The following is a 23,269-nucleotide window of genomic DNA, read 5'->3' on the forward strand; positions in this document are numbered from 1 at the left end:
TCTGGTTCCATTCTACCAAAAAAGTCCGCAAACCCGAAACAATAAAAGAAGGACCCACCGTTTGGCGAGTCCTTCTTTTATTGTTGTTAACGGCTAGATTAATCGTTGTCACTAAACAGGCCAAAGATCCGCAACATGTATAGGAATAGGTTAACGAAGTCCAAGTACAATTGTAAGGCCCCGTTTACAGCTAGTCCGGTTGTAGAAACCTGATCGCCATACTTTAAATACATGTTCTGCATCCGCTGGGTGTCCCAGGCGGTTAACACTGAGAAAATAATCACGGCGATAAAGGAAAAGACAATCATAACCATGTTGCTTCTCAGAAAGAGGTTAATCACCAGGGCCACTAGTAACCCAATCAAGGCTGCAGTTGCCTGTGTCCCCGCTCGAGTCAAGTCACGCTTCGTGAACAAGCCGAACGCAGCCATCGAAACGAAGACGGCGGCACTCGCAACAAAGGCCCCGAACATGGTCTGTTGTGAATAAACCAGCGAGTAGGTCGACATGACCGCACCGGTAATTGCCGCATACACAAAGAGTCCGATTAGAGCAGCGGTGGGCCGTTTCATGGATTGACCGCTGATGATAAAGGGAAAAATGCCCCAGATAATCAAGGGAATCCAGAGACTACCGCCACTTAAATGCGCAACAACTTTCAATTGACTCATCATAAGAAATGATGTCACTGCGGAAATCAAGACTGCCGCGGCCATCCAACCAAACATTCTGGTTAGAAAGGCATTAAGCCCGACCTCGGCGTTGATGGTTGTCCGGGGTTGCTGATCATAGTTGTTCATTGAAACGCTCCTTCTTTGTCAAATCAATTCCCGACTCAGTGGTTTTAATCACCAGCTGGCCATCGGGGTTATTAGAAACCATTCTACCAAAATGGCGCCTAAACACAAGTAACCTGTGTTGATTTTCAGATGGAGCCCGGTCAATAACTCACTCGGCTATTCGGCACCACCCTCATGATCGGCCTCACCACTGGCCCAAACTTTGTTGGCGTAGGCCGCATTAAAGAGCAAGGCAGCTTGCAACGCCACTTGCGACAAGTTTGCTCCCAAGGTCCCCACGTTCGTGGCCCCACTCAGAAATTGCACACTGAGCGTTCCCCAGTAGACGAGGTTGACGGCATTGACAAAAATCCAGAGTGACCAATTTTCCTTGTACTTCGTGATATATAGCACTTGAGCGATCAGACTAATGACGAGATTAATCGAATCGAAGTAAGGCAGCTGACTGTGAAAGCGACTCAGGATCAGCGACCCAATGGCCCAAGCAATGAGGGAACCCAGAAAGACCAAGTTACGCGTTGACTTCTTGAGCGAATGGATGGCCTCATCTTGGCCCCACATGACCCAACCAATGGGTTGTGAAATGACATAGATAATCCCCATGGCAAACGCCCCATAGGCGTGACTAATCCAAGCCACATAGGTCATTGCCACACATTGGACAAATCCAAAAATGAAGGAAATCTTGCGTCCCTTCATGCCGTATATCAAACAAATAACCCCCGCAACCCCAGACACCATCCCCACAAGACTGTCTGGTGCAATGGCATAGACCCCAACCTGCAAGGCAATTAGGATGGCCACATAGATGACCTCAAACCGTTTCCAATTTGTAAATAATTGCCGATACCACCAATTATGTTGTTCTACTGAATTCACTTACAAACACTCCCCTAAAGTAAATGGGATTAAAATCCCTTGATTATCAAGCTTACCGATTATCTGGGAGAGTGCAACTCATATCTAACTAAGCAACTAAGTCGATTCACTACTCTATCCGAGGAATGTTCGTGGTCTAGACAAAAAAACCGGCTACTCTGCTGAGCAACCGGCGATTTAAGCTTTAATTTAGTTGTCCTTCAAGGATAAATGACTCAAGAGTTCTTCGTAAGCCCGTTCGTACTTTTGAACATCTCCAGCACCCATGAAAACCACGACAGCGTCATGGAAGTCCAATAACGGCGACATGTTGTCCACCGTCAGAATTTCGCCACCCTTAGCAATCTTGGCAGCTAAATCCTTGCTGGAAACCTTTCCTTGCGTCTCACGAGCTGAACTGAAGATGTCGGTCAAGAAGACCTTATCTGCCATGTTCAGACTCTTAGCAAAGTCGTCCATCAGAGCAATCGTCCGGCTGAAAGTATGTGGTTGGAATACCGCAATAATTTCTTTGTCCGGATACTTTTGCCGCGCAGCATCCAACGTTGCTTTGATTTCGGATGGATGGTGCGCGTAGTCATCAATGATGGTCATGTCGGCTAGCTTACGTTCCGTAAACCGTCGCTTAACCCCTTTGAAGTCGGCCAATTCATGTTTGATTTCATCCATGTCAACCTTTTCAAAGTAGGCCACAGCGATGACGGCCAAGCTGTTAAGCACGTTGTGTTCACCGTACAAGTGAATTTCAAAGTTTCCGAGATCTTCACCGTCATGATAAACATCAAAGGTTGACCCAGTTGTTGAACGCTTGATGTTCTTAGCTTGGAAATCATCCGTATCGTTAGTCCCATAATAATAAACGGGGACGTCGGTCTTTAGTTTCCGCAACTCTGGATCGTCACCCCAGGCAAAGATCCCCTTCTTAACCTGGTTAGACCAAGTCTCGAAGGCATCGTAAACATCATCGATTCCGGTATAGTAATCCGGATGGTCGAAGTCAATGTTGGTCATGATGGCATAGTCGGGCTTCGTTGCCAAGAAGTGACGACGGTATTCGTCAGCTTCGTAGACAAAGAACCGTGCATTAGGCGTCCCCTTACCAGTACCGTCACCAATCAGGTAAGACGTTGGGGCAACCCCACTCAAGACGTGAGATAACAGGCCAGTCGTACTGGTCTTCCCATGCGCACCAGCAACCCCAATACTCGTGTAACCCTCAATTAAGTGGCCCAGGAATTCATGGTATCGGTAGACGGGCAAGCCCATGGCCCGAGCCTTTTTAATTTCAGGATGGTCATCCGTGAAGGAGTTGCCGGCAATCACCGTCAACCCCTCATGAATATTAGCTTCATCAAAGTCTAACACCTTGATGCCTGCCTGTTCCAACCCACGTTGGGTGAACGTGTATTGTTTGATATCTGACCCCTGAACCTTAAACCCTTTATCATGTAAAATCAGGGCAAGGGCACTCATCCCTGATCCTTTAATGCCGACAAAATAATACACCGTAGCGTTATCCATCAAATGTTCCTCTTTTCTACTCTGTTCGGTGAGGAACCCACTCCCCCAACCGTGCGAGCGACTCTGTTCTCTCTCATTTTAGCATAACCCCCAGGCCCATAAAAGCACTGGCGGAATAATGGAGGATGACGACTATTCAAGCTAGGATGAGAAGGGCGCACCTTGATCGTGTGCTTCTGGTAACTGTTTATCGAGGTCTTCTGGTTTCAGATAAACCTCCCGGGGCTTAGACCCCCGTTGTGGCGAAACATAACGATGTTGTTCAAGATCATCAATCAGGTTAGCCGCACGATTATAGCCAATCGAAAAGACTCGTTGTAACTTAGAGGTTGAAACCGTGTCCTCCTGAGCGACATAGGCTAATACACGGGGCATTAATTCATCTTGGTTCTCCTCGGCCGTCTCGCGACGCAGGAGACCTTGAGGCTCAAAAGCATACTGTGGTTCTCCCTGAGTCCGGACAAAGTCCGTCACGGCATCCACTTCGTTTTCGACAAAGGCCCCTTGCAGCCGTAATGGCTGACTGGCCCCATTTCCTAGGTAGAGCATATCACCCTTCCCTAACAGGTTTTCGGCCCCCGCCGTATCCAAAATTGTTCGCGAATCAATCTGACTAGAGACCATGAAGGCAATCCGCGTTGGAATATTATTCTTGATGGTCCCGGTCACGATATCTACACTAGGCCGTTGAGTTGCCACAAGCAAATGAATTCCGGCCGCTCGGGCCTTCTGAGTAATCCGGACAATATAATCTTGAACTTCACTAGCTGCCATCATCATCAAATCCGCGAGTTCATCAATGATAATCACGATGTACGGCATCTTCAAGCCTGGTTCATCGTTGGCATCCGCTCGGTCATTAAATTGCTCAACATTACGCACACCGGCAGCCGCCAGCTTTTCATAGCGTTGATCCATTTCAGTCACAACCCACTTCAGTGCCGCAGCCGCAGCCTTAGGATCAGAGATCACGGGTGCAAGCAAATGAGGTAACCCATCATATGGCGCCATTTCAACGGCCTTCGGGTCAATTAAGAGTAACTTAACTTGCTGTGGTGTGGCCTTGTAGAGTAAGGACAATAACAACGAGTTGATGAAAACACTCTTCCCGGAACCGGTTGCTCCGGCAATTAAGCCATGCGGCATCTTCCGTAAATCCGTGACCTGTGGCTGGCCAAACAAGTCAACCCCTAGGGCAACGGTCAATGGCGATTCACTCTTTTGAAAGGCGGGTGAATTCAAAATCTCTGCCAACATGACTGGTCGTGACTTCCGGTTGGGAATCTCAATCCCAACGGTGGATTTTCCGGGGATCGGTGCTTCAATTCTAATATCCTTAGCCGCTAACGCGAGTTTTAGGTCATCGGTAAGGTTGGTGATCTTATTAACTTTAACACCCAAAGCCAGACTAATCTGAAACTGAGTCACCGTTGGCCCGACCGTCCAGTCGGTCACATGGGCATCAACATGAAACGCCCCTAACGTTTCGTCAAGGACCTCTGCCTGATGCTCAATCCATTCGTCAAGTTCCGCTTCATCTGGTACCACCGGATCGGGTAAAAGATTCACGTCCGGGAAGTGATACCCCCGTTCAGCTGCCTCATTAGTGGCAGGAGCCGCCGGCGTGGGCCGATCAAATAAGGCCAGATCGCGCTGATCGTTGCCTTCTTCTTGCATGATCTCGCCCAATGAATGACCGAGGCTCTTGGCCGGTTTAGGCTTGGCCTTGCGAGTCACTGGTGTTGGCGTAACCTGAGTCTCAGGCTCATCCGTTTCCGCGGCATCCGCTGCCTCTGATTCAACCGGTTCTGCCGCCGTGGGTTCAGCAGCATCGGCACTAGACGGCATGATCGGCTCCGTGACATCCTCAGCATTTAAGTCGTCTTTCTTAGCGAGTGAACTGGCAAAATCCTCATCGGCTTCGTTCACACGCTCCAGAAGCGCTGCCACTTCACTTGGACGACTGCCCGCAATCGTTTCATCCGGCTCATCGAGATCGGCTCCTGAATCGTTTACCGTAACCGCATCCGAGCTGGTCGACTCGGTATCCTGGTCGGCTCGTTTCGTGGGTGTCCCAACCGGTAAATATTTATCTTCTGCTTGATTGCCAGTAGACTGGTCACTGGCTCCTTCACTAGCGTCGGCCGCCCCCTGAACGGACTGGCTAGGCTTCTCAGCATTCTCGACGGCCGAGGTCTCATTTGGTTCAACGGTAGCCGAGGCGATCGCTTTAGCAGCTGGTCTCTCATCAGGTTCCTGAACGTTTGGCTCACCGGCGATCACCGGCGGTTCAACGACAGGTGCCACTGAGGTCAAATCAGCATCAACACTGGTCGACTCCCGATTGGCGTCCGTTTCATCTGCCTCATTTGTCCCATACAAAAAGAAGCTATCATCAGGCTTTTTCAATTCATTAATCAATCGTTGATAGCGCTGCCGAGCCGCCGCATGACGTCGAGACCAGTGCAGTTGCTTAGGCACTTGGGTGACCTGAAAAGGCCGATAGCTCTGGCTCACAGTTGGCTGTTCAATATCGGTTGGTTGTGGCTGCTTTTTAGTCGTTGATTGATCGATCGTCGATGGCGCCACCGGCGTCGGTTTATGTTCATTTTTTTCGGGATGTTCAGGACGAAGCCGACGCTGCCGATGTCGAACCTGACGTTCTGCCCGGTCTGCAGCCGAATCATCTAATTCCCCTGGCTTCGGTTTCACCGGAAATTTCCGGAAAAAGGCGGGCCCATCATAATGTTCCATGATTCTTCCTCCTTGACGGTCCTTAAGCACCGTATCATTACTTGGGAGGAGACGCCGTGTTAGCGGCCACTTGCTCATTCCCGTGTTAGCTTTTTTATTAACAAGTCAATTATTACCCAAAATGGGCATCATGGTTATTGTACACAAAAAAGTAGGCTGCCGACAAGGGCTGACCTACTTTCACATGATTTCTTAAGCTTTAAAAAGCTGATTGCCACGGTCAAAATCGAAGGCGGACCCAACTTCAAAGTCATCGCCTAGAATCAAGCAGCCGGGCTTGGTTGGCGCGTTGTCCAAACCAAGCTCGCGACCGGTACAGATCATGCCAGCACTGGGAACTCCACGTAGAACACCTGGCCAAATAATCTTACCATCGGCCATCATGGCACCTGGTTTAGCAACCACGACCCGAATACCTTCCCGCATGTTAGGCGAACCACAAACAATTTGCAACGTTTGGTCATCGTCAACGACCGTTTGGGTAATAAACATGTGGTCAGAATCTGGATGCGGTTCGGCACTCTTCACATAACCCACGACAAATGGTGAGCTCGGCACCTCAAGTTCGCTGGCAAAACCTGCGGCCTCTAAGGCTTGGTTCAGGGCCGCCACATCGTCTGCCGACAATGTTACCTGGCCCTGGCCCGCAACGTTTGGTAGGATATCGGAAGCCTTAAGAAAATTATATCCCAAAGTCTTTTCCGTCGCTGGATCATAGATCCGGGCAATCCCATCCCGAACAGTATGCGCTTGTTTCTCTGTATCTTGTGCCAAAATAACAATTAGTGCATCCCCCAGTTCTTGGGGATTGTAGCTAGCAATTAACATGTCTGAACCCTCTTCAACAATTTTTAGTCGGCATTCGTCGTCAAAGAATTGATGAATTCTTCCACTTCAGCCTTAGTTTTCCGGTCTTTGTTTACTAACCGACCAATTTCTTCACCATCTGAATAGGCGATGAAACTAGGAATGCCAAAGACATTCAATTCGGCTGCTAGGTCAATGTTTTCATCACGATCGACCGTCATGAACTTAAAATCAGGATATTCCGCTTCAATGGCGGGCATAGCTGGTTTGATGAAACGGCAATCAGGGCACCAATCTGCGGTGAAGAATAGCATCGTTTTACCGTCCTTGACCTGATCTTTTAACTCAGTTGCTGACATCTTAGGTAACTGTTCCATGGGAATACACTCCTTTATCTAAGTCTGAATGAACACAAGAACCATTATAACAGAGTCTAACGAATTTTCATCAAATTTGGCATTTTACGGGAACTTCCAGACAAACATTGCTATACTAGAGCCATAGATGTGATGGGGATATTGCCCAGCTAGACTGTTTAAGGAGGCGGTAGCATGACTGCTAAAAACGGACAATTGTATCAACTGAGTCTCACCGGTGTTCTCGGGGGGATCATGGGCATTTTCATCACTCGGCTCCTTGGTGGTTTCTCACGGTTAGACCCGGATACGATTTTGAATCAGGTTAAGCATCAGTTCCGCCAAGAATCCCCGATTGAGGGCGCCTGGATTGAAAAACACGCCGTGCCTTTTCAAAAGTTTGCGGTCAAAACGCAAGTTTACTACGGTGGAATCACCCGCTATGAAGATGAACAATTGGTCCAATACCAATTCATCGCCGATGCTAATACGGGTAGTGTCCTCGATATTCATCGTCTTTAATTCAATATAAATGCGAAACGGCCGGGACAAAGTCCCAGCCGTTTTTTTATGATGGTAAATGTTTTAAACTGATCGCTTGGTTATGAACGTCAGTCCGAACGATGAGAACGTCGCAGACGGCATTGGCTACCACAAAGCTGGCAGTCGACCCCATCAGCATTCGTTCAACCACGTTAACCCCAGTCGATCCCAACATGATCAGGTCCGCGGAAAACTCTTTGGGTAGCGTTCGGGCAAGGTCCACCTTGGCGTGGCCGTAGAAAACCGACGTGACAACTTCTTTGACGCCTGCATCTTCAGCCCGTTTCCGATAACCATCGACGGCGTCCGTCAGCTCTTGGCGAACATCATCCATCACTGACTGATCGACATAACCAAAGCCCACCCGGGTATTGCTTCCGACGCCAACATAGTCGCCACCGCTCATGACCGTCACAATGATTAATTGAGCCTCGTTGCGTACGGCTACCGCGATCGCCTTATCCAAGGCGCGCTTGGCTTGCCGTGACCCATCAACTCCCACGAGAATTTTTTTATATTCTTGAATCATCTCGACCACCCTCTCGTCCGAGGTGTCCCGGACTATTTCGTCAGATCATAGGTAGCCTGGCCATAAATGGCCATGGCCTTCAGTAAGTCTGCTTCTGGCTGGAATTCATCGGCTTGGTGCATGGTGTCTTCAGTACCTGGGAATAAGGCCCCAAAGGCTACACCACGCTTCATCAACCGACCATAGGTGCCACCACCGACAACTTCTGGTTCCGCAGTGGTATCCCCGGTTTGTTCACGGTAAACATTCATTAATGTTGCCACAATTGGATCATCTGGGTCCACGTAGTGTGGCACCATTTCTCGACCTTGCTCCAAGGTGACCTTCATGTCGGCCGTGGCCGTGGCCTTGGCCAGTCCGGCCTTGATTTGGTCGGCGCCAGTTCCCGTTGGGTAACGGAAGTTCGTGTTAACCAAGCCTTTGTCCCCGGCGTTAAAGGTCATTACCCCAACGTTCATGGTCAAATCACCCATGACAGGATCGGTGTGCGCAATGCCCAATTTGTTGGCACGGGAGTCATCGTGGAGATCCTTGGCTAAGAAGCTCAGGAAATTAGCGGCATCCCCACCAAAGGCGTAGCCCGTCAGGAAGGTGGCCAAGTAAGTCCCGGCGTTAATCCCATTCTTAGGCTCCATCCCATGGGCGGCCTTGCCAATCACGTGGAACCGCAAACCGCTATCCGTCACGTCGACATCCCCGGTAACGGGTGCTTCATCCAAGAAGGCAGTGAAATCACTAGCCAGTTGTTCGTTGTCACCTGCTTCAACCACGGCTTCTGCATCCCGTGGCACCATGTTTTCTCGCAAGCCGGCATCAAATTCATGCAACGTTAAGTCGCCGCCATTCGTTCCACCAAAATGGCTTAAGAACGTCACATTCCCCTTTTCACCGTTAATCAAAGGGAACTCAGCGTCGGGTGAAAAGCCAAAGGTTGGGGCTGGTTCGACGTCCATGTAATGATTCATTCCCGTCCAATTGCTTTCTTCATCGGTTCCAATGATGAAACGAATCTTGATCTTGGGCTGGATCCCTTGGTCCTTCATCATCTTTAAGCCGTAATAGGCCGCTAATGAGGGCCCCTTGTCGTCAGAAGTTCCCCGACCGAATAATTTACCGTCCTTAGCGGTCAACGTGAAGGGATCGGTATGCCAACCCTTACCGGCAGGCATCACATCGGCGTGGCCTAGAATGGCCAATGTCTCGTCGCCTTCACCATATTCCACGTAACCAACGAGGTTATCAAGATTCTTGGTCTTGAAGCCATCGCGTTCCGCCAATCCTAAGAAAGCGTTGAGCGCTTTGGCTGGGCCAGGTCCTAAGGGAAAATCGTCCGTTGCCAAACTATCATCCCGTGAGCTGTCAATTCCCACCAACGTTGTTAAATCTGCCAAATAATCTTTACGATACTCTTGAGCAAGCTTTTGCCAATCAATTGCCATGATTGGACCTCCTTCAACTTATTCGGACCGGTCGTCCGGAATTACTAAGGTCAATTTTAGCATATCCCTCGCTAATTGTAAGCCGATTTTCCCTTGTGAACATGCTATACTGAAATTGATCGCAAGGAGGTTTTGCATTATGGAAACATTAACAGCTGCTATCCTGCCACAAACAATTCGAAAACGTCCGGCCAATAGTCATAAGGGCACTTACGGCCGAGTTGTTTTGATTGGTGGCAACGACAACTTTGGCGGCGCCATCATCATGGCCAGTGCTGCTGCAATTTACTCTGGTGCCGGACTGGTAACGACTGTCACGGCCCAAAGCAATCAAACTAGCCTACATGATCGCGTGCCCGAAGCGATGTTTGCGGATATCACGGACACTAATCTGATGGCGAGCTTGATTACCGCAGCTGACACCGTTGTCATTGGTCCCGGTCTCGGGACGACTGATCACTCACGAACCGTCCTAATCACGGCTTTCAAAAACATCTGCCCAGACCAGCGCGTGGTCATCGATGGGTCCGCGATCACTTTGATCGCCACAGATCAGGTAACCTTACCCAAGGCCCATCTGATTTTTACCCCGCATCAGATGGAGTGGCAACGGCTCAGCGGCATTGCCATCGCCGACCAAACGCCCGACCGAAACCGTCAGATCGTCGATCGCCTCCCTGGAATTGTCGTGCTAAAGTCGCACCATACCGAAATCTACACGGCCACCGGGTCCTATCGCAATCCACTAGGTACCCCAGCACAAGCGACGGGTGGCATGGGTGACACCCTGGCCGGCATGGTCGGCGGTTTCGTTGCGCAATTTGCGGATGAGTCCCAGGCTGTTTTAGCCGCCGTCTACACCCATAGTGCCATCGCCGAAGAACTGGCTACCACGCAATACGTCGTCTTACCCCACCAAATCATCACCGAAATTCCACGATTTATGAAAACGCACTCCGAAAAATAACGACAAAAAAGGCCAAGAAAAATCTTGGCCTTTTACTTTACATTTATTCACCTTCGTCGGCGAGATCGAGTTGTTTTTCGAGTTCTTCAATCTCAGATGCAAATAACCCTCGATAGGTGCCAATGGCTAAGTCAATTGGCAAACCAATGGGACCTAAACCAATACGAGCCACAGCACCCACCTGATTAGGGACGGTGCTTAACGGATTCTCGACCGTCGTCCACCCCGTGATAGTCGTCACATCACGGAGGCGGTCGTACGTCCGGTCAACGCGTTGCCAATTCGGCAAGCTAGCAGATATCGCCTCACCCTTAACCTGAACCTGGAGGTGGCTTAACCAATCTTGACTGGCAATATCGGCGACAAACGGCTGATCGTCACTCGCTAAGACTAGTCCTGACTGCTCACGTAGTAAATCATCAAATGCCTCTAATGGCCGCGACCGATCCAATGTGTTCAGCAGACTGCCAAGTCCCGGTTGCGCATCGGGCGCAAAGCTCGTTAGCATACCAGCCGGCTTATTGAATAAAAGGTACTGCGGGTTGCGGCCGGTCACAGCAAGGCCATCGATAGCAACCTGATCGGCATCCGTTAACTTCAATAACGGGGAGTCCACCACTTGCTGGTTAACGGTCACACGCCCCTGTCGCAGCAAGCGAAAGATTTGCCGTGGTGTCCCTTGCTGATGCTCCGTCAAATACCGTTCGATCGTCATAACAGCCTCCTAATGAATGTGCAGGCGCCGCCGTAATCCAGCAATGCGGGGCCCCAGAATCGTGTCTGCTAACCGGGTTTTCAAGACCGTATAGACGTAGAAGTAACCCGCGATCACCACTGCCACCATGACAATGAGGAAGTTTGTGACCCGGCCTTCGCTGCCTAGGAAAGTCCCTAACCAGGCAATTAGCTTGGCTAAGGCGAAGGTTCCCAGAGACGTGAGTAAGATCCCATTGGTCTTCTTGGCAATATGGGCAAAATTGATACTAAATTGTTGATCAAGCGAATGAATAATCAAATAGCACGTGACCGTGAACCCGAATGCCGTGGCGATCAGCGGACCAAAGGCCCCCAAGAAGTAGACCAAGGGCCATTGCAAAATAAATTTGACAATCGTTCCGACCACAAAGTACCGGACGGCCCGTTTGTTCTGAGAAATTCCTTGCATCAAGGCCGCAACCACCGTGTACAATCCCAAAAGAATCGAGAGATACGATGAAAATGCCAGCAGTGATGCCGCTAAGGCCTCATGGGAGCGACCATAGAAGACTAGGTTTAATGGTCGAGCGATAGCTGCCATCCCCAGAGCACTGGGGATCATCACAAATTCAAACATCAAAAATGCATTAGACAGTTGTGTGGAAATTTCCTGTTTATTCCCACGCGTGTATGATTCCGAAAGAAGTGGCACCACTGTTACGGCCAAAGCCGAGGCCAATGAAATGGTGATCATGATGAGCTTATTGGCATTAACGCCGAACAGCGCGAACAAGTCGTTCAGATGAGCATCCGTATAGGTCCCTGCCATGTGCATGATCGGTGCAAAAGTGTATTGGTCAATCAATTGGAAAATGGTAATCCCCGCACCCAAGACAATGAACGGTACCGCTTGGGCAATAATTTCCCGATATAATTGGTTAGCTGGTACGATGAGATCATTGTTACTGTTAGCAACCAATGCCCGGAAATGATGCCGTCGACGCCAGTAATAAACACCCAGGACTAACAGCCCGCCCATTGCCCCGATTGCAGCAGCAAAGGTCGATTGGGAAACGGCTGTCACCCAGTTACCATGCAGGACACGCATGATGATAAAGGCCGTCGCCAACATGTAGACCACGCGAATAAGTTGCTCAGCAAATTGGGAAAGCGCGGAGGGAGCCATTTGTTGGAAGCCTTGGAAATACCCCCGCGTCAGACTCATCGTGGGAATAATCAGGATGGCCCAAGCCAATGAATGAAGCACTGGGATCAAGTGCGCATCGCCACCGGTAAAGAGTGGTGCCCCAAAGTACATGAGCAGGGCAATGGAGATCCCGGTGATCACCGCAATTTCTAGGCCACGTTTATAGAGTCGCACACTGACCCCGTATTCATTCAGAGCGTTGTAGTGGGCCACTTGCTTGGCAATTGCCGAAGGAACCCCAGCAATCGCAGCAATCAGGAAGAAACTGTAGATGTTGTATCCCTTCCCGTATAAAGCGTTCCCTTGCAGATAAAAGGCTCCAAACCAAATATTCCAAGGAATAATGTAAACTGCACCGAGAATCCGGGAAAAGATACTCCCCGCCGTCATCCACGCCGATCCAGCAACCATTTGGTCTTGCGCATTGACTTGATTCCCAGTCTGATCTGACCTTGCCGCCATTTGACACCCTACTTTCACTTCAATAATTTCAAAATCCCGTTGCCCGACAGCTGTCAGGCCAATCAAACCAACATTATACCATAGCTTTTCTGTCCGAACATTTTGAATTCCGTTAAGATTTTGGTAACAAAGCCTTTCAAGCGTCGACTTTTATCGCACTTTTCTTACCGGATCCCGGGAACAGTGGTATGCTGGAAGTAGGTTAAGTATAGTTATTAATTCAAGGAGGAATGCCAAAATGACGCAGGCAACAGCTGGTTCCACTTCCGCACCCCGGATGGAAATGTCCCCGGAACGGGCAACACAAGTGGTGAAGATGACGAAGACCATTCGACAACACTTCCCAGAGTTAGCGGCGCTCTCCGATGCTAAAGTTCTTTACGCGACCTGGCGTAGTTTCAAGCGAATTGATCAAACCAATGATAGCGACTATCACACAATGGCAAAAGTTTTCTTCCAAGAATTCGATAAGAATGTCATGGAATATCAACTATCTAAGAACGGTCACGAAGATGAAATGCGACAGCGATTCTTCGCAATTCTCACCGAAATCCTTTAACAAACGAGTCCTCGAAGCCCACCGGCTGCGAGGGCTTATTTTTTGGTTAATCACGCTTCTGCGCTATACTTAACCTGTAGAACTAGTTCATAGATGAACGTGTTGGACGGTAATTTGCTTCGCTCAACACCGTGTCAATAGATACTGTGAGGTGTTTTATTTGCAATACTTAGCACTATTAGGTAGTCATGAACAATCGGGCATTACGGCTCAGTACTTAGCGGCTGTTTTGGCCGAGTTGCCCGCGGATGCCACCGTCGAAACCGTCTTTTTACGAGACTACGATATCTACCCGGATACGAAGGAACAGTCCTGTCCCGCCCTCGACAAAATTGAAGCCAAAATGGCGGCCGCCGATCTTTGGATCATCTGTGCCCCAACCTATTGGGGCGGCATGGCCGGTGTGATGAAACAATTCTTTGACTGCATGCGTTTTCGTTTAGTTCGAATGAATTCGATTGGCGACACCCTACCGGGACGCTACCAAAATAAGCATTATCTCAGTATGACGACTTGCTTCATCAGTAGTCTCGACAACTTCTTTACGGGGATCACTGATCAAACCTTTGTGACAATTGACCGCATCATGACCGGTGCCGGACTCATCAAAGTTGGGGAATTTGTTGGGACCGGCACTTGGGGCACGCAGGCGCCCCGTCCAAATAAGCTGGCCGAATGTCAACGACTGGGCCGTAGAATTATTCATCGACCACGAAAGGATGATAACACCGTGAAACGCTACATAGAATTATTCGCCATGATCGCCGTGATGGCGCTCATCACCATGGGGCTACAAGCCTGGTGGTTTGGGGTCTTCGCCGCAGGTAAGTTCTGGTTAACCTACGCCACCTTCGTCGTCATCTTCTATGTCCTCCTAGCCAGTATTCTCCACTTCTTCACCTTTGTTCGACATCGTCGCCGTTAGTCCCCTGAAGAGACGGACACCTGCCTGTAACCCCCCTATTGTAAGCAGCCTGGCATCAACTAGTGTCATTATCCCGGCCAGCTTCATCCGTGGCCGGTGGCATAACCACTAGTCACATTCCGACTGGGCGGCACCGTCAATTAAACGAAGCAGCCCCTTTAAAGCGGATCATGTATACTCAAAAAGGTCGCCATCTCTTGGTTGAGATGGCGACCTTTTCGTTTAATTTGTTTTAGTTAGCAACAATGTTAACCAATTTACCAGGCACCACAATCACCTTACGAACGGTCTTGCCCTCAGTGTGGGTTTGAACCGTTTCGTCAGCTAATGCGGTCGCTTCGATTTCGTCCTTGGCAGCATCCTTGGCAACCTTCAGGTGAGCTCGAACCTTACCGTTAACCTGAACCACCATCTCAACCACGTCTTCGACTAATTGCTTTTCGTCGTAAGTTGGCCATTTAGCGTAGGCGATACTGTCATCATGGCCCATTAATGACCAGAGTTCTTCGGCAATATGGGGCACGATTGGTGAGATCATCTTGACGAAGCCTTCCATGTAAATTAACGGCAGACTATCAGCCTTATATGCTTCGTTCACGAAGACCATCAATTGTGAAATGGCCACGTTAAACCGCATGCCTTCCAGGTCTTCGCTCACGGTCTTAACGGTCTGGTTGTAAATCTTATCCAGTGACCCATCGTTAATCATTGTCACCCGATCACGTAAATGGTTGTTATCGTCGATCAAGAGCCGCCATACCCGGTCTAACCAACGCCGAGAACCATTGATTCCTTCGGTACTCCAGGGTTTCGAAGCTTCCAAAGGCCCCATGAACATTTCGTAGAGACGCAGCGTGTCGGCCCCATCCTTTTCAACAATTTCATCGGGATTAATGACATTCCCCTTAGACTTGGACATCTTTTCATGGTTCGTTCCCAAGATCATCCCTTGGTTAACCAACTTCTGGAAAGGCTCCTTGGTAGGAACAACGCCAAGATCGTAGAGGAACTTGTGCCAGAACCGCGCGTACAGCAGATGCAAAACGGCATGTTCCGCCCCACCAATGTATAGGTCAACTGGCATCCAGTACTTCAGTTTGTCGGCATCGGCAATGGCGTCAGGATTGTGGGGATCAATGTAACGCAAGAAGTACCAAGAACTTCCGGCCCATTGTGGCATGGTGTTCGTTTCACGCTTTCCTTTACGCCCGTTCTCATCGACAACGTTGACCCAGTCATCCAGGTTCGCTAATGGACTCTCACCGGTACCAGAGGGCTCCAATTGCTTAGCTGCTGGTAGCTTCAAAGGTAATTGGTCTTCGGGAACCAGTGTGGTTTCACCATCTTCCCAGTGAATAACGGGAATGGGTTCACCCCAGTAACGTTGACGAGAGAAGATCCAGTCACGCAAGCGGAAGTTAACTTGCTTGTGGCCAGCATCGTGTTCTTCTAACCAGTCGATGGCCTTCTTGATGGCATCCTGCTTATTCAATCCGTTAAGGAAGTCAGAGTTGATATGTTCCCCGTCTTCGGTATACGCAGCTGTTTGAACATCCGTATCATCATCGCCGGCAATCACTTGGACGATTGGTAAATGAAACTTCTGCGCAAATTCGTTGTCACGGTCGTCATGACCTGGAACCGCCATGATGGCACCAGTCCCGTACGAAGCCAAGACGTAATCACCAATCCAAATCGGTAATTTCTTCCCATTAATTGGGTTAATCCCGTAGGCCCCGGTGAAGACCCCAGTCTTGTCCTTGTTCAAATCGGTCCGTTCCAGATCCGACTTGCTCTCGATAGCTGCTTGGTAAGCCTTGACGGCATCGGCCTGTTCTGGCGTGGTAATGGTCTTAACCGCCGCATGCTCGGGTGCCAGAACCATGTAGGTTGCCCCATATAACGTATCGGGACGCGTCGTGTAAACCTCGATCTTGGTATCCTCTTGCCCAGCGACCGGGAAGAAGACACTAGCGCCTTCGGAACGACCGATCCAGTTACGTTGCATTTCTTTGATACTTTCGGGCCAGTCCAGATCATCCAGGTCATCAATCAACCGGTCGGCGTAGGCCGTGATCCGTAGAACCCACTGTCGCATTGGGACACGGTATACGGGGTAACCCCCACGTTCGGTCTTACCATCAACAACTTCTTCGTTAGCCACAACGGTCCCACCCATGAAGTCGGGGGCCCAGTTAACCATGATTTTGTCTTCGTAGGCCAAGCCCTTTTTGTAAAGCTGTTCGAAGATCCATTGCGTCCATTTGTAATAAGATTCATCAGTCGTGTTAACCTCACGACTCCAGTCATAGGAAAAACCCAGTGACTTAATTTGCCGCTTAAAGTTCTTGATATTATGCGCGGTAAAGTCCTTAGGGTTGTGTCCCGTCTTCAAGGCGTACTGTTCGGCTGGTAAACCGAAGGCATCCCACCCCATTGGGTGTAAGACGTTGAACCCTTGCATTCGCTTCAAACGGGCCATGATATCGGTTGCCGTGTAGCCTTCTGGGTGTCCCACGTGAAGCCCCTGTCCAGATGGGTAAGGGAACATGTCTAAGACGTAATACTTAGGTTTGCTCTGGGAATCGCTGGTCTTGAAGGTTTCATTTACCCGCCAGAAATGTTGCCATTTACGTTCAATTATGTCGTGATTATAGGCCAAAAGTCATCGCTCCTTCATATTTTTCAAGTCAAGCCACAAAAAAAGCCCCCAGAAGTCCAAAATTCGACTTCTGCAGGGCGTCGTGACGCGGTACCACCTACATTTCCCTAGTCGTATCCTAGGGCTCATTCCAGCTGATAACGTCGCCAAACGCCCACCTTGCGGCAGAAAAGGCTCCAAGACAAGTTCGTGAGCTAGGATAACGGATTCACAGCAACCATCCGCTTACTGAATACCTTCGCACACTACTACTTCTTATCAACGCCTTAAACTTAATTAGATGTTTCTCATCTTAGCAAATCCCACCATTAAAAGCAAGGGCCCGTATCTAAAAAAGGTCGGAAGTCAACCATTGTGCTATACTAAATTCTATCATTAACTGTTTAAGGGGGCAGACTATGCCAACTATTTCCAAACGCCGCTGGCAGCTCACCGTTTTCGCGGCTGCCATTTTCATACTGCTGTTACTAGGAGTCAGCTGTCAGCAGGCTTGGGTGGGGAAACTGGATCAGGCGATCATTCATCTGGTCCGGCAGCCCTTACCACATGCGATTCAACAGCTCATCATCACCGTGACCAAATCGGGAAATCCACACCCCGTTACCTGGGTCACGCTCATCCTAGCCGCAGGTTTAGTCATCATTCAGCGCTACCGCGGCGCCCTGTTTCTCACCTTCAACGTCTTAATTTGGGCGGGACTCGGCAATAGTTTCATAAAACACCTGGTCCAACGACCACGGCCCACGGTGGAACGATTAGTCGCCGCCAGTTCGTTTAGTTTTCCTAGCGGTCATTCCATCACGGCAATGCTGCTTTGGGGAACGCTAATGGTGATCCTGCCCCAAATCCTCATTCGCCATCCTCGCGCCCTGGTGGTCGTTCAGGTTTTACTGGGTATCTGGATCTTTCTGATCGGAGTCTCTCGCATCTACGTCGGGGTCCATTACCCATCCGATGTCCTAGCTGGTTGGTCCCTGGGTTTTGTTCTATTGACGGTGACCCAATGGTTTCTTACCCGTTATGGAGATGAACTATAAATGAATCTACCCAATGCTTTAACCTATAGCCATTATCTATTGTCCGAATGCGTGGGACCAGGCGCCACCGTGGTCGACGCCACCGTTGGTCATGGTAACGACACCATCTTCTTAGCCAATCTGGTCGGGCCCAGTGGCCGAGTCATCGGTTTTGATGTACAGGCAACGGCCATCGCCGCCACGCAACAGCAATTGCTGCTCACCGGCCTCGGCCCTCAGGTAACCCTGCATCAAACTGGGCATGAACACGTGGCGGATTTCCTTACAGATACAACTTCAGTCACGGCGGCAATTTTCAATCTAGGCTATCTTCCTGGTGGCGATAAAAATCTAACGACAAAACCAGCGACAACCTTAACGGCAGTTCGTGCAATCTTGCCCCACCTCCCCCGCGGCGGCCGAATCATCCTAGTTGTCTATGCCGGTCATCCGAGTGGAAAGCTAGAACGCTCGGCCCTCCTAGACTTTTGCCAGCAATTGCCACAAAACGATTATCAAGTTTTGCGGTACGGGTTTATCAATCAGATTCACACACCACCGTTCTTATTGGCAATTGAACGCCGATAAGCCCAGTCATCCCCTAGCGGATGGCTTTTTTGATCAAAAAAAGCGTCCCCCACTTGGGAACGCCTCAAAAACTGACAAACTTAAATTAGTCACTCAAGAAATGATAGCGCGTCAATTCCAACGCGGAGTTGTCCATCAATAATTTACCGTGTTCAGCTAACACCGCCGCAGCGGTCTTCGTCCGATCGGCATATTCATAAACAATGGCCATATCATCCTTGATTGATTCCGGTGAGGTCTCATTGACAAAGAAGACCAGCTCCAGGTAGTAATCACCATTATATTGATAAAGATTGGAAGCGGCGTTCTCAACGTGAAGAACCCGCGCCAAACTAATCATATCTTCAAACGAGTGTAAGCGGGCTACCCGCGTCGCCGTTGGTTGACCACTATCACTCAGATAGTCTTCGATGTCATTAGAGTTACCAGCTGTTGATTTAACTTCGGTGAAGAAGTCCTTTTGATCATCTTTTTCCAATAAGTGCTCCTTAATCTGATCCGAAACTTGATCGGGGTGATCACTATCGACACTGGCATCTGGTTGTTGGTCATCAGTTGCGTCGGCATCGTCGTCCGCATTTTTACTAATGAACAATTCCAGACCATTTCGATTAGGTAAGACTTGGAAAGTTACCGCATCGTTGTCTTGAAATTGATGGTCAACATCAACCTCTTCCAGAATACTATAGAAGAAGCCTTCAATCTGCTTATGATTCCCGAGCAAGTCTAAAACGGTAATCCCCCGCTCACTCAGGTCATCATTACCAATGACCACTCGAATCGTATTCTCATTGATTCGTTCCATTTCCATGAATAACACCCCTTTCTCTTGGGTTTTGGGTATCGTCCTTGATATTTATTCTAGTCGATTTTATCTAGTTGTAAAGTAATCATACCAAAAAACTGGACTGCAAGTAACATTCTCTCACAAATCCAGTCAGATGCAACTAATTAGACTGCAGTTCCACCATTCGCAAGTCGTTGGGCCCGTTGCAATTCGAGTGCCCGAACGTCTCTAGGTAGGAACCGACGAATTTCTTCTTCATTGAACCCTACTTGCAGACGCTTGTCATCGACCATAATCGGTCGGCGCAAGATTCCTGGGTGTGCTTGAATCAGCTTATACAGATCCTTCAATGGCATATCATTGAGGTCCTGAGTAAGTCCTTGATAGACCTTTGAACGGGTTGAAACAATTTCTTCCGTACCATCTTCCGTTAATCGGAGAATGGACTTAATCTCATCGACCGTCAAAGGGTCAGTAAAGATATTCTTTTCATGATAAGCGATCCCATGCGCTTCAAACCAGAGCCGCGCTTTGCGGCATGAGGTACAACTAGGTGACGTATACAACATGACTGTCATATTTTCCCTTCCCTTCGTGGTATAAATGATTTAATAACCCCATTATACCTGAAAATCAGAAAAAAGATAGTCAAAATGAGCAAAAAACTTGATAAACAATTTCATCCAATATGACTATCAGTTGACATATATGCGTCATATGAACATCGTTTTGCCAATCAATCTTTTGCACATCATTTATTAATTGCTAATTATAACTATTAGATTTTATATACTTTACCAGGCCGAACGACTGCCACTGGCAGGTCATGACCCGCGACACTCGCTGCCTCATCTCGTAGTTCACCCAAGTACCCGGTCTGCGGTAAGTGAGTCAGCAATAATTGGTTAACCTGCGCCTTCCGGGCCAACTTTCCTGCTTGAATCGACGTTAAATGCCAGGCCGGGCCCTCATGGTCGGCAAAGAAGTTCGTATCAGCCAATAAACAATCCGCCTCGTGGGCCCACGGAATCAGACCGGCAAAATCACGCGTATCTGCTGTAAACGCTAACGAATGGCCGGTTGATCGCTCTGTTATGCGCGGTGCATAGGCTGGCACTGGGTGTTCCGTCATGAGAAACTCGATGCGAAATGGGCCCAGATTCAGTGGCTTTGTCGGATCATAGGCGATCCCCGTGGTTGCATTTGGCCAGGTTAAGCTGCCAAAATTTAGGGGATCGGCCGCGTGACCATAGATTGGTAACATGGGCTCACGACGAACACCTGATTTGAGTTGCCACAGATATTGCAGCACACCCACGTCCGCCGTATGGTCATGATGATAGTGTGTGAGTAACACCGCATCCAGTTGCAGTGGATCCAGGACTTTCTCTAACGCCATTAAAGCCCCACTACCACAATCAAGCAACAAATGATAATCCCCACTGGTTAGTAAGTAACTACTGGTTCCAATACCATTAGCCGGATAACCACCGTAGCAGCCTAAAATAGTCAATTCCATCCAATCACCCTTTCTATCAATAGGTTAAGTGTAGCGCCCGACCCGTCACGTGTAAATGTTTCGGGTTTGCGCATTAATCTCGTATAATAGATGTAAACATTCAAAAGGAAGTGGTCCACTTGCGGCGCCAATTTTCTGTAACCTACGGCAGTGAGTCGTTATTAACTCACTTAATTGATGTGTATAGCAAACGACACATGGTTCTATTTACCCGTGGCCCGGGCGAAGACGATCTACAGTTAGTTGACTTGTCCGACCGACGTAGTGTCTTCGTGAGTCCCTTTACCTACCGAGTCCTGGCACAGCAAGGTACGCTAGACGAACAGGACTACTTCGCGTACTGTTTCTTCACCCTAGACGCCGACCAGGCCAAAGTCTTCACGGCCAAACTTGGTCAGCGGCTCAAGAAAGTCTTACCGATTGGTATGACCGCCATGCTACTCATGCAAAAGAAAAAACCAGCTACGGATTATGTGGTCCTGACAACCTGGGTCGCTGAGGACGACTATGAACGTTGGCGCAAGTCGAATGACTTCGACCTCTTGCGAGAGTACGCCACGACGAACAACCAATTTCATTTCGCTGTCTACCATGTTCCCGTCGAAGAAGATGAAGATGAGGATACAGCGGAGGAAGACTCAGATGCTCAAAAAAATGCGGCCGACAACGAGTCGTCCGACCATTCTAATCCCCACCATTCAGATTAAGTCTACCCACTCACGGTAGACTTTTTAATTTGACACCTTTTGAGTTACAATTAGAATATTCATTAAATGAAAGGTGGCTGTAACTTGCCAAGAAGAGCTTCAAATGCAGCAATCCACAAAGTGTCTCCCGATCTGCCACTCACAGACGAACAGGCTCGACTGGTCCAAAATATTGAACAATTCGTAACGACCCATATCAATGAGTCACAACCCGCCATTTTTACGGTCTATGGAGACGCGGGTACCGGTAAGAGTGTCGTCTTGACTCACCTCTTCAAACGAATCCAACAAGCCGCACGAATTGACCCTACCAGTCCATTGAAGGGCACTCAGAATTACTTCTTAGTTAATCATCCAGAAATCTTGAAGGTCTATCGGGAAATTGCAGGAAACCAGCCCCACTTATTGAAGAAGGACTTTCAGCGGCCAACCAGCCTAATTAACCAACTCGAACACGGGAAAACTCATGCCGATATTTTGGTGATTGATGAAGCACACCTACTATTGTCACAGGCCGATCACTATAATAATTTCTATGGTACAAATCAATTACAGTCCCTGCTATCCCAGGCCAAGGTCATCATCCTAGTCTTCGACGAGACACAGGTTCTGCGTTTTAAGAGTTTCTGGACGGAGAGTCGGTTAGAAAGACTCCTAGCCCCTTATCCTCACGTTAGTTATCGTCTGACACATCAATTTCGAATGCACGCCAGCGATGACTTGGTCCAATGGATCAACGACTTTACACATGGACACGTGCACCCCCTGCCTGATGGCGGGAACCACTACGACTTACGGGTCTTTGCCGATGCCGAGCAGATGCGTCAGCAAGTGGTTGATCGCAATCGTTCCGTCGGCCTATCGCGAGTCGTGGCAACCTCTGGTTATCCGTCAACCTTGGACGGTGGTCGCCATTATATCAATGAAGGTCACTTCCACCTTCCGTGGGACCAATACAATTTTACGCACACCCCGTGGGCCGAACTACCCGAAACGGTCAACGAAGTCGGGTCCATTTACACCTGCCAGGGCTTCGACCTTAATTACGTGGGGGTCATTTTAGGCCCACCCATTAGTCTGTCAAATACCGGACAACTAGCCATCCATCTGGACCGGTATACGGACATTGAAGCATTCAAGAAGCGTCCAGACCTAACCGATCCCACCGAAATTAAACGGATCAAACAACAGCTTATTCTCAATTCCATTAACGTTTTAATGAAGCGTGGTGTCAAAGGCCTCTATCTCTTTGCCCATGATGCCAAGCTAAGCCACTACCTGCAAACTGGTCACCTTTAGGGATCGCCAAAGCCCCCATCACAGTTTTGTGATGAGGGCCTTTAAGCACAAAAAAGAGCCATCCAGTCTGGATGGCTCCAAATGACGGTCTGTACGAGACTCGAACTCGTGATCTCCTCCGTGACAGGGAGGCGTCCTAACCAACTAGACCAACAGACCAAAAATTGCGGGAGCAGGGTTTGAACCTGCGACCTTCGGGTTATGAGCCCGACGAGCTACCAGACTGCTCCATCCCGCGATAATATAA

The 23,269-nt window shown here is 49.1% G+C and carries 22 protein-coding genes, 2 tRNA genes and 1 other annotated feature; of the genes, 8 read left to right on the top strand and 16 right to left on the bottom strand.

The features are described 5' to 3' along the window. Positions 1-98: 98 nt before the first annotated feature. From LSE01S_RS07795 to LSE01S_RS07820, 6 genes are all read right to left on the bottom strand, one after another. The gene (locus LSE01S_RS07795) at positions 99-800 is read right to left on the bottom strand and encodes a Bax inhibitor-1/YccA family protein (RefSeq protein ID WP_061777076.1); all 702 of its coding nucleotides are present in this window, start codon (positions 798-800) and stop codon (positions 99-101) included. Positions 801-956: 156 nt separating this feature from the next. Continuing rightward, a complete protein-coding gene (pnuC, locus tag LSE01S_RS07800; protein WP_061777077.1) occupies positions 957-1,679 on the bottom strand; it encodes a nicotinamide riboside transporter PnuC in 723 nt (240 codons plus the stop codon). A gap of 189 nt (positions 1,680-1,868) precedes the next feature. Beyond that, complete coding sequence (gene murC, locus LSE01S_RS07805; RefSeq protein ID WP_061777078.1) at positions 1,869-3,200, bottom strand: UDP-N-acetylmuramate--L-alanine ligase; 1,332 nt, start codon at positions 3,198-3,200, stop codon at positions 1,869-1,871. A gap of 141 nt (positions 3,201-3,341) precedes the next feature. Further along, positions 3,342-5,954, bottom strand: coding sequence for a DNA translocase FtsK (locus LSE01S_RS07810; protein WP_061777079.1), 2,613 nt, complete (start codon positions 5,952-5,954; stop codon positions 3,342-3,344). A gap of 192 nt (positions 5,955-6,146) precedes the next feature. Continuing rightward, complete coding sequence (gene ytpR / locus LSE01S_RS07815; protein WP_061777080.1) at positions 6,147-6,782, bottom strand: YtpR family tRNA-binding protein; 636 nt, start codon at positions 6,780-6,782, stop codon at positions 6,147-6,149. A 23-nt stretch (positions 6,783-6,805) separates the two neighbouring features. Next, a complete protein-coding gene (locus LSE01S_RS07820) occupies positions 6,806-7,138 on the bottom strand; it encodes a thioredoxin family protein (RefSeq protein ID WP_061777081.1) in 333 nt (110 codons plus the stop codon). A 174-nt stretch (positions 7,139-7,312) separates the two neighbouring features. Here LSE01S_RS07820 and LSE01S_RS07825 point away from each other — a divergent pair, with 174 nt between their 5' ends. Beyond that, positions 7,313-7,639: a hypothetical protein gene (locus LSE01S_RS07825; RefSeq protein WP_061777082.1), complete on the top strand. Its 327-nt coding sequence runs from the start codon at positions 7,313-7,315 to the stop codon at positions 7,637-7,639. Between the two features lie 46 nt (positions 7,640-7,685). On the opposite strand, the gene LSE01S_RS07830 is transcribed toward LSE01S_RS07825, so the two are convergent. Both LSE01S_RS07830 and pepV read right to left on the bottom strand, forming a co-directional pair. After that, positions 7,686-8,189 carry a universal stress protein gene (locus LSE01S_RS07830; protein ID WP_061777083.1) on the bottom strand — a complete coding sequence of 168 codons (504 nt, stop codon included), beginning with the start codon at positions 8,187-8,189 and terminating at the stop codon, positions 7,686-7,688. Between the two features lie 32 nt (positions 8,190-8,221). Continuing rightward, positions 8,222-9,628, bottom strand: a complete 1,407-nt coding sequence (gene pepV / locus LSE01S_RS07835; RefSeq protein WP_061777084.1) for a dipeptidase PepV — start codon at positions 9,626-9,628, stop codon at positions 8,222-8,224. A 139-nt stretch (positions 9,629-9,767) separates the two neighbouring features. Here pepV and LSE01S_RS07840 point away from each other — a divergent pair, with 139 nt between their 5' ends. After that, entirely contained in the window at positions 9,768-10,595 is an 828-nt protein-coding gene (locus LSE01S_RS07840) for an NAD(P)H-hydrate dehydratase (RefSeq protein WP_061777085.1), read from the top strand. Between the two features lie 43 nt (positions 10,596-10,638). On the opposite strand, the gene LSE01S_RS07845 is transcribed toward LSE01S_RS07840, so the two are convergent. Together LSE01S_RS07845 and LSE01S_RS07850 are read right to left on the bottom strand one after the other, a co-directional pair. Continuing rightward, positions 10,639-11,310 carry a S4 domain-containing protein gene (locus tag LSE01S_RS07845; RefSeq protein WP_061777086.1) on the bottom strand — a complete coding sequence of 224 codons (672 nt, stop codon included), beginning with the start codon at positions 11,308-11,310 and terminating at the stop codon, positions 10,639-10,641. Positions 11,311-11,319: 9 nt separating this feature from the next. Then, positions 11,320-12,960, bottom strand: a complete 1,641-nt coding sequence (locus tag LSE01S_RS07850; RefSeq protein WP_061777087.1) for a putative polysaccharide biosynthesis protein — start codon at positions 12,958-12,960, stop codon at positions 11,320-11,322. A gap of 238 nt (positions 12,961-13,198) precedes the next feature. Between LSE01S_RS07850 and LSE01S_RS07855 the strand changes: the two genes are divergently transcribed. Then, positions 13,199-13,519 carry a hypothetical protein gene (locus LSE01S_RS07855; RefSeq protein WP_061777088.1) on the top strand — a complete coding sequence of 107 codons (321 nt, stop codon included), beginning with the start codon at positions 13,199-13,201 and terminating at the stop codon, positions 13,517-13,519. A 160-nt stretch (positions 13,520-13,679) separates the two neighbouring features. Next, positions 13,680-14,444 carry a flavodoxin family protein gene (locus LSE01S_RS07860; protein WP_061777089.1) on the top strand — a complete coding sequence of 255 codons (765 nt, stop codon included), beginning with the start codon at positions 13,680-13,682 and terminating at the stop codon, positions 14,442-14,444. Positions 14,445-14,676: 232 nt separating this feature from the next. On the opposite strand, the gene leuS is transcribed toward LSE01S_RS07860, so the two are convergent. Then, positions 14,677-17,106: a leucine--tRNA ligase gene (leuS, locus tag LSE01S_RS07865; RefSeq protein WP_061777090.1), complete on the bottom strand. Its 2,430-nt coding sequence runs from the start codon at positions 17,104-17,106 to the stop codon at positions 14,677-14,679. Between the two features lie 70 nt (positions 17,107-17,176). Next, positions 17,177-17,377, bottom strand: a binding site (T-box leader). A gap of 127 nt (positions 17,378-17,504) precedes the next feature. On the opposite strand from leuS, the gene LSE01S_RS07870 reads away from it, so the two are divergent. Further along, complete coding sequence (locus LSE01S_RS07870) at positions 17,505-18,143, top strand: phosphatase PAP2 family protein (protein ID WP_061777091.1); 639 nt, start codon at positions 17,505-17,507, stop codon at positions 18,141-18,143. Next, positions 18,144-18,710, top strand: coding sequence for a tRNA 5-(aminomethyl)-2-thiouridylate-methyltransferase MnmM (gene mnmM / locus LSE01S_RS07875; RefSeq protein WP_061777092.1), 567 nt, complete (start codon positions 18,144-18,146; stop codon positions 18,708-18,710). Positions 18,711-18,795: 85 nt separating this feature from the next. On the opposite strand, the gene LSE01S_RS07880 is transcribed toward mnmM, so the two are convergent. The 3 genes from LSE01S_RS07880 to LSE01S_RS07890 all read right to left on the bottom strand — a co-directional run bounded on the left by LSE01S_RS07880 (position 18,796) and on the right by LSE01S_RS07890 (position 21,016). Continuing rightward, a complete protein-coding gene (locus LSE01S_RS07880; protein ID WP_061777093.1) occupies positions 18,796-19,521 on the bottom strand; it encodes an adaptor protein MecA in 726 nt (241 codons plus the stop codon). 140 nt (positions 19,522-19,661) lie between these two features. Next, the gene (gene spxA / locus LSE01S_RS07885; protein ID WP_061777094.1) at positions 19,662-20,075 is read right to left on the bottom strand and encodes a transcriptional regulator SpxA; all 414 of its coding nucleotides are present in this window, start codon (positions 20,073-20,075) and stop codon (positions 19,662-19,664) included. Positions 20,076-20,275: 200 nt separating this feature from the next. Next, positions 20,276-21,016 (bottom strand): MBL fold metallo-hydrolase, encoded by a 741-nt coding sequence (locus tag LSE01S_RS07890; protein ID WP_061777095.1) that lies wholly within the window; start codon positions 21,014-21,016, stop codon positions 20,276-20,278. A gap of 119 nt (positions 21,017-21,135) precedes the next feature. Here LSE01S_RS07890 and LSE01S_RS07895 point away from each other — a divergent pair, with 119 nt between their 5' ends. Then, positions 21,136-21,723 carry a hypothetical protein gene (locus LSE01S_RS07895; RefSeq protein ID WP_061777096.1) on the top strand — a complete coding sequence of 196 codons (588 nt, stop codon included), beginning with the start codon at positions 21,136-21,138 and terminating at the stop codon, positions 21,721-21,723. Between the two features lie 66 nt (positions 21,724-21,789). Continuing rightward, positions 21,790-23,022, top strand: coding sequence for a DUF2075 domain-containing protein (locus tag LSE01S_RS07900; RefSeq protein WP_061777097.1), 1,233 nt, complete (start codon positions 21,790-21,792; stop codon positions 23,020-23,022). 85 nt (positions 23,023-23,107) lie between these two features. On the opposite strand, the gene LSE01S_RS07905 is transcribed toward LSE01S_RS07900, so the two are convergent. Together LSE01S_RS07905 and LSE01S_RS07910 are read right to left on the bottom strand one after the other, a co-directional pair. Then, positions 23,108-23,181: transfer RNA gene (locus tag LSE01S_RS07905), tRNA-Asp, on the bottom strand. Between the two features lie 5 nt (positions 23,182-23,186). Further along, positions 23,187-23,260, bottom strand: a tRNA-Met gene (locus LSE01S_RS07910). Positions 23,261-23,269: the final 9 nt, after the last annotated feature.

This window comes from Levilactobacillus senmaizukei DSM 21775 = NBRC 103853, assembly GCF_001592085.1.
GTDB classification, from domain to species: Bacteria; Bacillota; Bacilli; order Lactobacillales; family Lactobacillaceae; genus Levilactobacillus; species Levilactobacillus senmaizukei.